This is a genomic window from Cellulomonas sp. Root485 (assembly GCF_001426705.1).
Taxonomy (GTDB): Bacteria; Actinomycetota; Actinomycetes; order Actinomycetales; family Cellulomonadaceae; genus Cellulomonas.
On the sequence record NZ_LMFC01000002.1, the window covers coordinates 124,437 to 136,622 of the forward strand.

Annotated in this window: 6 protein-coding genes; 4 read left to right on the plus strand and 2 right to left on the minus strand. The window is 64.3% G+C overall.

The genetic code is table 11. The features are described 5' to 3' along the window. Positions 1-20: 20 nt before the first annotated feature. Both ASD16_RS09320 and ASD16_RS21370 read right to left on the minus strand, forming a co-directional pair. Positions 21-1,097, minus strand: a complete 1,077-nt coding sequence (locus ASD16_RS09320; RefSeq protein WP_055916133.1) for a DNA cytosine methyltransferase — start codon at positions 1,095-1,097, stop codon at positions 21-23. A 161-nt stretch (positions 1,098-1,258) separates the two neighbouring features. Next, the gene (locus ASD16_RS21370; protein WP_369817954.1) at positions 1,259-1,675 is read right to left on the minus strand and encodes a very short patch repair endonuclease; all 417 of its coding nucleotides are present in this window, start codon (positions 1,673-1,675) and stop codon (positions 1,259-1,261) included. Positions 1,676-1,837: 162 nt separating this feature from the next. Here ASD16_RS21370 and ASD16_RS09325 point away from each other — a divergent pair, with 162 nt between their 5' ends. From ASD16_RS09325 to dgt, 4 genes are all read left to right on the plus strand, one after another. Continuing rightward, entirely contained in the window at positions 1,838-3,604 is a 1,767-nt protein-coding gene (locus ASD16_RS09325; RefSeq protein WP_055916135.1) for a hypothetical protein, read from the plus strand. 53 nt (positions 3,605-3,657) lie between these two features. Continuing rightward, entirely contained in the window at positions 3,658-4,956 is a 1,299-nt protein-coding gene (locus ASD16_RS09330) for a hypothetical protein (protein WP_157453872.1), read from the plus strand. Then, positions 4,953-9,884: an FtsK/SpoIIIE domain-containing protein gene (locus ASD16_RS09335; RefSeq protein ID WP_055916139.1), complete on the plus strand. Its 4,932-nt coding sequence runs from the start codon at positions 4,953-4,955 to the stop codon at positions 9,882-9,884. The genes ASD16_RS09330 and ASD16_RS09335 overlap by 4 nt, the downstream gene beginning before the upstream one ends. 542 nt (positions 9,885-10,426) lie before the next feature. Beyond that, positions 10,427-12,088, plus strand: a complete 1,662-nt coding sequence (dgt, locus tag ASD16_RS21375) for a dGTP triphosphohydrolase (RefSeq protein ID WP_082570736.1) — start codon at positions 10,427-10,429, stop codon at positions 12,086-12,088. Positions 12,089-12,186 lie beyond the last annotated feature (98 nt).

The following is a 12,186-nucleotide window of genomic DNA, read 5'->3' on the forward strand; positions in this document are numbered from 1 at the left end:
CTCCTGCCAAAGCTTTCGGACTACGGCTTGGGGGCGGCGGGGTTTCCAAACACGTCGCCGGCGATGAGCCGAGCCACGAGCGTCGACGCGAGGGCCGGGGGAACCGCATTGCCGATGATGACCGCCAGTTGAGTCCTGGTCACCGCAGAGTCGAACGCGAAGTAGTCGGGGAAACCCTGGATCCGTGCGGCCTCGTGCGGCGTCAGGGTGCGACAGAGGGATGGGTGCATGAACCTTCCCTGTCCCAGGCTGCCGAACCCGCTCGTGATCGTCTGCGCGGGTTCCTTCCACTTCAGGCGCCCGTACATGGAGACGTACGAGTGCTCGCCCTGGTGGCACAGCGGCCGGAGGCGGTTCGGGAGGTCGTGCTCATCGTTCTCGATCAGCCACTGCATCCGTGCCAAGTTCTCCGCGCTCGGACGCGAAGGCGTGTCGACCCACGAGGTGGACGCCTTCTTCTCCAGGTCGCCGATCGCCCATCGGAGGTCTCGCGACTTCTCGGTGCCGGCGTCAAGCACCGAAGCCAAGTCGAAGTCCTCATCGACGAGCTCATTTCGCACGCCCAACAAGACGTGACGGCGCCGCTTCTGGGGAACGCCGAGACGAACGAGCTCGACGATCGAGTTCGTCACCGTGTAGCCGGCGGAGGTGAGCGCCTTGCTGGCCCGGTCCACAACACCCTCGGAGTCGTGGACGACGGCCGGCACGTTCTCGATGAGGACGACCTTCGGGCGGAGTACCTCAGCCGCACGAGCCATTCTCAGGTAGAAGCGGTTCTTGGGGTCATCGCGGCGGGTGTGGTTGTTGAGGCTGCTGTGGCCTTGGCACGGTGGACCGCCAACCAGGATGTCCAGCGAGCCCACGGAGCGGGCAGCCGAAAGTTCGTTAGCGGTCGGCTCGCCCCCGAGGTCACCGTCGAAGATAGTCTCAACGGCGGCCACCTGGGTCTTCGCCGATGGGAAGTTCGCTTTGTACGCCCGGATGGCCGCATCTTCGAAGTCGACGGCGAGACGAACGTCCACGGCGAAACCACTCGCGTTCGCCGCCTCGGCTGTGCCGAGAGTCAGGCCTCCGCACCCGGCGAACAGGTCGACCACGGAGAGAGTTCTCGCTCCACTCTCGAACGCGGGCCGCTGCCTGCGACGGAGTGGGTGCACCGTCGACAACGAACATCACTCCCTGACGGCTGCGCGAGGTTGGACCAGTCCAACTTCCGAGCGTACTCGAGCGCGCTGACACCGTGTGCGACTCGCTCAGGTCATCGTGCTCCGGTCCTGGATGAGACCAGGTCTGCCGCCGCTGATACGTCCGCCTTGATCTCACACTCCCACACTCTGACTCCCGTCCAGCCAGCCGCAGACGCGAGCTCGAGCGCACGGGCGTCACGCGCACGGTTCGCATCGATCTTGGCTTCCCACAGCGCGACGTTCGGCCCTGTCCTGGGAGTCCACGTGTGGCTCTTGTGCCCGTGCCAGAAGCATCCGTCGACCCACACCGCGAGCCGGTGGCGGGGTAGGACGAGATCCGGGTTGCATCCTCGTCCCAAGGAGACGTGCAGTCGGAATCGCAACCCTCGTCTGTGCAGTTCGCGCCGCAGCGCCAGCTCTGGAGCGGTGTTTCGAGACGAGCGCCCGCGGAGGTGCCGGCCCTTGTCGGTGCTCACCCACCTGTCCACGTGACCTCCGGCCCGACGCAGGCGTGCTCCACCTGTCTCGCCAATTCTGATTCATCCGCGTTCGTGCCGCGACGTCCCATGGCCGGGTCGAGTAGATCGGTCGCACCCTCACGGTAGGTTCCATTCCAGACGAAGGAACGGTCGGCGGGGGGACGAACAGCGATGGCGCTCGAGGTCAACATTCACGTGAGTCGCCTGCGGCGATTCCAGCCATTCCAACCCGACAGTGCGGAACTCATCTACGAACAGACCGACCCGAACGAGCCGTCGTTCCGTGTCGCGACCCTCAGCTACCTCGAGCAGTTGATCGAGGTGCCCGAGACTCGTCTGATCGTCCTGACGGGCGACGCAGGCCACGGCAAGACCAGCCTCTGCGCTCGACTGCTCGAGGAGCTGGGCAGAACGCCCGCAGAGGCGGCTGAAGCTGTTCGCCTACTCGGAGACGCCTCCGCGCCAGCCGCCTACACCAAGGCCGGTCGGCCGCTCTCGCTCCTAGTCGATCTCAGCGCACTTGAGACCGATCCCGCTTCGGAGCTGCTGGTCAAACTGCTCGACTCGCCCGACGACGGCGTCGCCATCGTCTGCGCCAACGAAGGTCATCTGAGAAGCTCCGTCGCCGCTGACGAGTCCGGCCGGGTGAAGGTGATCACGCAGACCCTTGAGGCCGGAATTGAGCACGGCACGGTCGCCAACGCGGACCTGACCGTCCACGTGATCAACCTGAACTACCAGTCAGTCGCACCAGACGCCGCTGGTGGGCTGGTGGACTGGGCGGTGCACACGTGGGGCGCTGACCGCAGACGGTGGCGCGCCTGCCAGCGGTGCGACGCTCGTGCTGTCTGCCCGATCTTCGCCAACCACCAGGCACTGGCCGACGACGGACGCGGTACGGAGCGACAGGCCGCCTTCCGTCACGTCTTCAGCACAGCGGAACTCACCGGTGCGGTCGTAACCACCCGGCAAGCTCTGGCGTTGACCGCACATTCCATCAGCGGCGGTCTCGTCTGCGAAGACGTCCACAAGCGATACCGCCGCGATGACTTGGATCGATCCTGGCAGTTCCCCTACCTATACCACCAGGCACTCTTCGGGGACCGCCTCACGCCGCAGAAGCGACGGCAGGTGCCCGCATTCCAGGCGATCAGGCGCCTCGACCCGGGCAGGACAGCACTGCGGTGGGTCGACGACACCCTGGATGCGGAGACCGCGAACGCGTCGTTCCTCCCCCCTGTGCCTTCCGGCGACGAAGGCAGCCCAAAGTCTCGAACTGCCGCTCAGCGCGAGTCGGAGCTCCTGCGATCAGCGATCGTCTTCCTGCGCCGCCTCGACTACTTCGAAGGGACGAGGCACAACCGACTGAGCCGACTCGGCCTCGAATCGGGCGACGAGTTCCTAGCAGTGAACAAGGGCACTCGCGAGGGTCTCGTCAGAGTGCGCGACGCACTGCTTCGCGGCCTCGAAGCCGTCCAAGGAGTCCATCGAGCTGGAGACTCTCCGGACTTCCTGGTCCTAGACCCTGCATTCTTCTCTCATCGCAGTCGAGCGGCTGTGATCGCCAAGCGGATCCAAGGCAAGAGCGTCGAGATCGTCTCGCAGAACCAGCAATGGATCGCGACCGGAACGCTGCAGCCACACCTTCCTCTCGCAGTGGAATGGGCGAGCCGATCTGTCTACGTCCGCCTGCCGGGAGCGGACGGGAGCGTGGTTCCTGTCCAGCTCGACCTCATGCGATTCGAACTGTTGATCCGCTGGGCAGCCGGGCTGAGCAGTCGCGGCCAGCACGAGGCCGAGATACGCAGTCTCACCAGCGCGCTGGCTGCCCTGGCGCCGAACGCGGGCGTCGACGACGACATCGGCGTTCTCGTCGGCGGCGAGCGCCGGACCCTCACGATCGACGTGGGCGATCGCATCAGGTCTGGGGGTGCGTAATGGCTACGGGGCACGATCGAGGCGGCGCTTCACTGGTTCAAGAGTTGTTCGGCGTGAACGTCCAGGAGCAGGGTCGCGGGTTCTACGTCTCGCTGGAACTGTTGGCCATTGCGCGTGGCGTAGTGCTGCTCGACCCCGCCCAGTTGCTCGCTCCGACGAGCGGCACAGTGAGTTACGTGCGCGCCTCACACGATCTCGCTAGGCGGATCGCGGTCGGCGAAGAACTGCCGCCCGAGACGCTCGACTCCGCGGTGCAAGGGGATGCAGCCTACGAAACGCTGTCTGCGCTCCTGTCGTCCCTGCTGGTGGAAGTTCCAGGGCGGCGGCGCACGCCGCGTTGGTTCTCGTCGCACTTCTACCCGTTCGTCGGCGAACTGGTCCACTACGACGCGGTCCAGCGACGGGGCACTCCGTCGATCGAGCGTTATGTCTTTCGCGACGGTGGTGGGTGGGCTTACCACGTTCTGCGCTCCGATCCGGAGGCTCCGCGACGAATGGAGACCCGCGACGGGCTCGCCTCGCTCGTCGGAGACAGTGGCAGTCCGCTCGGACGAGTCGCTGCAGCGCTGCAGTCACACGACACGGCCCGGCCGTCCGAGTTCGCCGACGAGTCGGAAGCAGAGAGTGAACCGAGAGACGCAGACAGTCCGTGGCCGGAGCTGCTCAGGCGTGGCGTCCACTACATCGTCACTCGTTCCCAGGTACCTCAAGCGAAGAGGACCGAGAGTCTCATGCACTGGGTGCCGTACTGCCTGGCGCGCCATCAACTGCATCTTGCACGAAGGGCGCTCGGTGAACCGGACGCGGTGATCCTGCTCGACGCGAGCCGCGATGCCAACCCGCTTCGGCGACGCTCGCAGGAGAGCCTCGAGAGGTTTCGCTGGGATATCGCGCGAGCGCTCACGGAGCGGGCCTCCGAGCACCACCGCGCGGCCAGCGAAAGGGGAGACGTCGAACAGGCCGAGCGCTGGGCGAAGTTCGCTCAACCAAACGCGAACATCACGAAGTCGCCTCGAGCCTTCTTCTCGGAGACTCTGGCCGCTGTGGGCGCCCTCAACTCCACCAGCGGTCGAAGGCACTTCACCTTTAAGCCTCCAATGCTCGAGGCGCTCGTGGCCGCGCTCCTCAAGCCGGGTGAGGAGGTCGAGTTCTACCGGTTCTGCCAACGTCTGCACGCCGAACTCGGGCTCATCGTCGATGACCGGACGGCGCGTACTGCCGGGTTGACCACCGACATCGACGCGGGGGTGTTCGCGCTCAACGCAGATGCCTTCAAAGCTCGACTCGCATCGGCCGGCCTGCTGACTCACTACTCCGACGCGACGAGCATCATTCATGGGGAGCCGAGATGACGCCGGGCGTTGCTGAAGTCGTCGGAGCGGTCGTCGCGACTGTGGCCTGGGAGTCCCTGCTGACAACGGCCCCCGGTCCGAGGCCTGCGTTGCGCGTGGCGGGATTCGCGAACGAAGAGGTTGTCGCCGCGCTGACTGCGTTGGAGAGGCTGGATCGCGAGCGAGGCGCCTCCGGCCTGGTCATCAAGGTCGGAACCAGACTCCCTGTCCCAGGCATCCCGACCGACTACCTCCTACACGAGGGCCAGACGCTCACGTACTGGCGCAACCAGAACGTGAGAGCGATCGTGCTGTTCGACTGGGATGCGCAGCGAGACGAGGAAGGCCTGGCGGCAGTCAATCGTCTCGACGACATGAGTCTGCTGAACGAGGAGGCTGGGGACGACAACGGACGCTTCGAGCTGGTCAACCGCGCAGCCTGGGAATTCGCTGGTGGCTCCGGGGAGCCTCCGAGTCACCTGGCTTCTGTTCTGAGCGTGGTCCGAGAAGCTGTCGGCGCGAACGGCCGGCTCTCGCTACGCCGCTGGACGGGGTACGTCATCGCATCGTGCCTCGAAGTTCAGCGGGCCCCCTTGCGCACTCCCGACGTGGTGGAGCGTGCCGCGGCAGAGAGCCTCCGCGAACTCGATCTCTTCCCCGACGTCGACTTGTTCGTGAGCCCCGCCGCAGCACGCTCTCGGCTGGCCAGAAACGGTCACGTGAGCCAGGGCAACCAGCCCACTGGGTCGTTCATCTCAGATGACGATGTGCTCGACCGTATCGCCACTGCCGAACTGTCGTCGGCCGCACTGGACCGGTTCGGGCTCGCCGACCCGGAGGCGCGCGAGCGAATGCGTCAAGTGGTCCGGGGCGGGGGCGCCAACGCACGCGCTGGACTGGACCTCAGCCTGTGGCTCGAGCTGTTCGAACGACGTGCAGAGCGCGCGGGGCTGGGACAGCAAGTCAGAGCCTCGATCGCTACTCAGGCCGAACCCCGGCTTCCCGAGTTCGACGAGCTCGAGGTGGAGGCAGGTCTCGATCACAGTGAGCAGAGAGCTGCCGAGCAGCTCCTCCGCGCTGAACCACCCGAGGCCCTGCGGCCGCTCATCGAAACCCTGCCCGCTGCGCTGCGCCGGCGTGTGGAGAAGGTTGCCTTTCCCGATTCTCAGATCGAACCGGACCCGCTGCGGGCTCTGCTCCATGCGCTGAGTGTTCTCGATGACGGCTCGGATGCTGCGGCAGAGCTTCGTTTCGAAGGGCCAGACGAAGTCGGAACCTGGTCGAGGTGGCTCTTCGCGTTCCTGTACGGCCCAACCCTCGCTGGTGTTCGGGAACGGGCGGAGGAGGGGCGGCTGACACTCCGCGTGCAGGACGCGCTGCTGGGTTCCATCGCTAGACCCGAACTGGTCGATGACAGCGATTTCGACGCATCATCGGCGTGGGCGCCGCTCCGACTCGTCGTGTCCATCTCGGACGTCGGGGTCCGCCGGTTCCGATGGGACCCGTTGGCCACCCCAGGACTGACTGCCTTCGCTGCCTTGGTCGTCGGATACTCGGTGGTCCCAGGCGAACAGTTCGACGGCGACCTCGAAGCGTTCTTCGAAGGGCTCAACGATCCCCGGGAATGGGAGCGGCAGGTCCACGCGACCAGGTCTGGCCCGGTCTCGGATCGACTGGCGGAGCTCAGATCCACACACCTTGGAAGCTGGAACGCTGGTATCGATGCGGACTCGCTCGATCAGTACCTCGCCGAGTGGGAACCGATCCTCAACGACGCCCGACAGACTCTCGTGCCGGCGAACGCGCCGAACGAAGACCTGGCAGCAGTGGTCCTCACCGACGTTCTCCAGCTGAGTCAGAGTCGTCTGGTCATGCTCGCGACGCACCCTTTGCGCCTACGCTGGCTCGCGCGACACCTGCGACGAATGTCGAAACTCCTGGTTCAGTGTTTGGCAACCGGACTCGACCTGAACCAGGAGAACAACGAGCTCTTCTTCGAGTGGCTGCAGCGTGTGTCGCCGCATCGGACGCCACCCCTCATCGTCGGTCCAGACGAGATCGTCGCGATCGCCGTTCGTGAATCAGGCGGACACGAGGAGTACGTTCCGCTGCGTCAGAACGGGCGAGAGTCGCGAGACTGGCTCGCCGCTGTCGATGACGCGGCTATCGAGGAGCTCGTCAAGGTCATCGCCTCCTACGTGGAGACCTATCCTCACAAGTTGGACGGACTGTCGCTCCTCCTCCTCGACCGTGACGGGTCCCCTCGACTGCCACTCCGGCTAGCACGGAGGATCAGGGCCAGAGTCCCGAGGATCCGCTTCGAACTCCTCGTTCTCACGCATCCTGCGGGGCATCACGACATCATTCGAGCGTTCGACGCGGAGTTCGTCGACGACGAAGTGGGCGAAGAGCGCCTCCTGCCGGACGTGCAACTCGTCCTCCAGGACTGGGTGCCCGACACCGACCCGAATCTCGAGTCATACCGGGACCGCGTTGATCTTGCCCTGGCGCCCGCGCTGTTCGGCACGCGGACCACGCTCAACCAGAAGACGAGAGACGCATCGGCCGGAATTTCGGGTTCGTACGACCCGTGGCTGCATCGATCCACGCACGACATCGAAGAGAGCAGCCAGAACGTCGTCCGCGCCATGCTTCCTGGACAGCGAGATCCCCTGCTCGAAACCTGGTCGACCTTGTGCGTTCGGCACGACGCGCACTCAGCCGTCGCACCGCAGGCGATTTCGAACACCGACTACTTCGAGATGCAGGTGAGGTTCGACCGTCATCAGAAGCTCTTTCGGGAACTGCATCACGTAGCTCACTGGGTCGTGACCCTCGACGCCTTCATCGGGCGTGATCAGATCGATGCGCTCGACGACAAGCCAGACGTCATCCTGGTGCGGCCAGGGGTAGGGAAGAACGAGGCCTACACACTCATCGTCAGCTCCGCCACGGGACGACGGTTCGTGGTCCAGCGCCTCGAGCGCAAGCTGAGGGAGATCCGCGTCACCGACGACCTCTCGGCCGGCGCGACGGCTGAGCGGATCTACGAAGTCGGCCGCAACGTGGTGCCCGGCGCCGTTCTCCGCGCACTGGGGTTGGGCAGGGCCACGAACGAGATAGTCGGGCTGGTGGCCAGCAGATTCGCTGTCGCACAGCAGATGCCTGTGCGGACCGATCGGTCGGGGCTGGAAGTCTGGATCAGTTTCGACGAGCAGCAAGGTTGGTTCGGCCGGAGCCAGAGAACGCGCGCCGACCTCGGGCGGTTCCTGCTGACTCTGGACGAGGACGACGAGGTTCGGCTCGAGATCCTCGTAGTCGAGTCGAAGTTCCGGCAGTCGTTCGACATCGGGGCCGCCGAGCAGCAGCTCGACCGCACGACCGAGCTGTGCCAGGCGGCGTTTCGGTCTGGTGAGGCCCCGCCCGACGACCGGGAGTTCTGGCTCCAGGAACTCGCAGCCGCGGTCGAGCAGACGAGTGCGATCCGCCAGTCTGCGGCCGAGCTACCTGCGCGCCGACTCCTGGATCCGGGCAGCGAGTCACCGGAGACTCGGATTCTGGGCGCACTCCGCACAGGTCAGGTGGTGCTGGATTCGGTTCAGGGCGTCGCCGTAGCTGTCGCCGCGGCCAACTTGGACCATGCTCCGGTCGCCTCGGAACTTGGTGCCCACACACTGATCCGGTTGAACCAGCCCGAACTGCGGAGGGTGATCGGCGACCTCGTTGCCGGCACCGACCCGTCGGCTGGAGCTGTCGTGAAGCCGCAGGTCGCGAGCCCACGCGCCTCAAGCAGAACTGAGCTGCCCGCCGGCACGTCTGCCTCCGAGCCTGCAGCCGAGGACGCTCGCAGCACCGCTGTCGAAGCGGCGTTCGAGGCACTCACACCGCGACCTTTGGACGTCGGGCTGGGTGAGTCTGAACTCAAAGTGCGGTACGAGCGCGTTCTCGATGTGCTCCGCGTGCACAACGTTCCAGTGACCCCTGCCAATGCCGAGCCATGGATTGAGGGACCCGGCTTCTACGTGCTGCGGGTTGCGCCGAAGGCGGGCGTGACCGTCGACCGAGTCGTGAATCGCGTCAACGAGATTGCACTCGCTCTTCAGCTCCCAGCCGGCCACCAGATCCGTACCTCGCTGGACCGAGGCACGATCGTCTTCGAAGTCCCCAAGGTTCCGGACGAGCGCTATCCAGTCCTGGCGAGTGATCTCTGGGAGATCTGTCGCCCAGAAGTTGGCCGGCTCATCGTTCCCATAGGCGCCGACATCGCGGGTCAGCCCGTCCAGTTGGACTTCTCGTCTCCGGACTCGCCTCACTTGTTGGTGGCGGGTACCACTGGGAGCGGCAAGTCAGTCGCGCTGGAGACCATCCTGCACGGGCTGATCAGGTACCCGTCAGACTCGCTGCGACTTCGACTGGTCGATCCGAAGGGGACCGAACTCCTGGACTTCCAGGACGACCCGCACACCGACGGTCTCATCGGAGGCGATGCAGTCGATGCTGTCGAGATCCTTGAGGACGCTGTCGCAGAGATGCAACGCCGGTACGAACTGATGCGACCGCTCCGAGCTCGCAATCTAGTTCAGTACAACCAGGCAGTTGAGGCCGAGGATCGAAAGCCGTGGGTGGTCATCGTTCTGGATGAGTACGCCGACCTGACCAGCGATCCGGACGACAAGACTCGGATCGAGGCGCTTCTGCGCCGGCTGACTCAGAAGGCCCGCGCGGCCGGGATCCACGTCATCGCCGCGACACAGAGGCCCAGTGCTGACGTCATCTCGACGACGATCCGCTCGAACCTGCCCGCGCAGCTCGCTCTCCGAGTCAAGACCGCAACGGACAGCCGGATCATCCTCGATGAGGGAGGAGCAGAGGCCCTCGCTGGACAGGGCGATGCGCTGCTCCGCACCGCCAGAGGACTGCAGAGGCTCCAGGTCGCGTGGTCTGGGTAGGCATGTCGACGTGGCCGTCAGCACTGCGAGGTGACGCGCCGGTCGCGCGAAGTGGCCATGGCCAACGCGATGTGACCGGTGTCTTTGAACCACGAGAGTGACTTCGGGTGTGAAAAACGCGGCGCGCGGGGACCGCGCCTCTGCCGCTGCCGAGGACTTCGTGTCAGAGTGACGTGGTACTCCTAGCGAATCGACGGGCACGCGACGATGCGTCTGCTCGTTCAGGGCGGAGCCGGTCGGCCGGCGGACGAGGAGAAGGACTATGTCACTGACAGACTTCGCGGCCTGCGATGTCGACGCGATGAATGCCAGGCAGATCACAGATTTTGCGGAATCTGTGGGTCGAGCAGCGATTGCGCAGATCGAACAGAATGATGGCCCCACAGCGTACGGGCAACTGGTAGCGCATTTGGCTGCCGAATCGCGGCTCGGCGTGTCAGAGGTGGCGTTCGGGATAAGCGTTGCCTCGACGAGCCTCGGGCTCTTGACCATTGAAGCGAGTAGTAGAGGCCGAACTGTACGACGTGGCGCACGCGCCGCCCATGTCCGTTGAGTCCTCCGGTCTAGAGCCCTCGGAACCAGAGGCCCGAGAGCTTTGCGACTCCCGACTCCTTGCGGATCCAGAGGTACAGCGCCTCCGACAGTCGCGGCAGGCCGAGAATCGCGGAACCCAAGATCGCCGGAGTAGTTCTCAACGCGACCTAGCCCGTGTGTTGTATTCGCCCTATTTTCAGCGATTGGCTGGGGTGACTCAGGTCGTCTCGCCTGATCCCCGAATGCCGCAGTTGCACACTCGGCAGACCCACTCTCTCAAGGTCTCCCTGGTCGCCAAAGAACTGGCGGAGGACGTAATTGGAAAAGCTCGTTCGAATCCGGAAGATGCTGCGACGATAGGTCGCCTTGGCGGTATTGACTCCGTGGTGTGCGAGGTTGCCGGGCTGGCGCATGACCTCGGCCACCCGCCCTTCGGGCACCTGGGAGAGATTTTGCTCGATCGTTTCATTAGGGCACAACCACCATTCGGAGCGGCGTGTCCAGAGGCCCCGACGGATCTTTCCCAAACTGTCGATACGGCAGCTCTTGAGTTCTGCGACGTGGACTCGTTGACATCGCAGGGCTTTGAGGGGAATGCTCAGACATTCAGAATCGTGACGCGACTGGACAGACATAGGGTTCCTACCGAGACTGGAAACTATGTCGGGCTGGATCTTACCGCAGCGTCACTCGCGAGTTTGCTCAAGTACCCCTGGTGGCGCGCTGACGGGGACAACGGCGGCCGCTACGTCAAGAAGTACTGCGTCTATCCCGATGACATCCCAGAATTCGTGCGCGCGCGTTCGTGGACTTCGGGCTTGGTGGAGCGTCAGCAGCAGACACTTGAGGCGTCTTTGATGGACCTCGCCGACGACATCACATACGCCATCCACGATCTTCAGGACTTCATGCTGGCCGGGATGCTCGACCCCACGGACGCGCAAAAGGCCCTGGAACAGCAGTTGGGATTGATGGAGAAGGGTGACTATGTGGACTTTGGCGGAGATGGAGAGGGCTCGAAGCGAGCGCGCATTCTGCATGAAAAGAGTGCGCACAAGATTCCCTCACCGCTTGAGCGGGCTTACCGCCAAGCGGTCAACCACCAAGAAGGGTTTGCTGATCGAGAGCACTACATCGATGCGCTGACATCGACGCTTGAGTACTTTGAGACCGATCTGAGCGAACATTATGCAGGAACGCTGAGACAAGACGTGCAAATACGGAAGGCGTTCGGCGATATCGTTGGCACATTGGTAAGCGACGTTGTGTGTCGGCAGGCCCCGGGCTGGAAGGATGGTCCACACATTCATCCTGGCGCGGAGGCGTGGCACCGAATCCTGGTACTAAAGACGCTCGGGCGAAGCCTCATCGTCGACAGTGTCCACGTTGGTGTCGTTCAGCGTAGTCAGCGCGCAGCGCTCGTAGGTCTATTGCAAGACCTAGACGATTGGCTGGCGAGCTCGCCGGCCCTGAAAGAGATTCCGGAACCGCTTAGAACGTACCTTCGAGAAGATGACGCGGAGTTGAGCGAGCACTCGGTACTGCAACACAAGGGCGTTCGCACGCGGCGGTGCATTGCGGACCACGTCAGTTCATTGACGGACTACAAAGCCATGCAATGGGCAGCCTGGCTCCGTGGTGGCTCGCTACCCGTGTTGGGCGACCTTTGAGTGGAAGTAGGAGGCGGCGCACGGTGACCGGCCGCTCAGTGGCTGAATCCTGTCGTCTCCGGAACGCGCGTCGAGTGCTGGCTCGTTTCGGCGATATG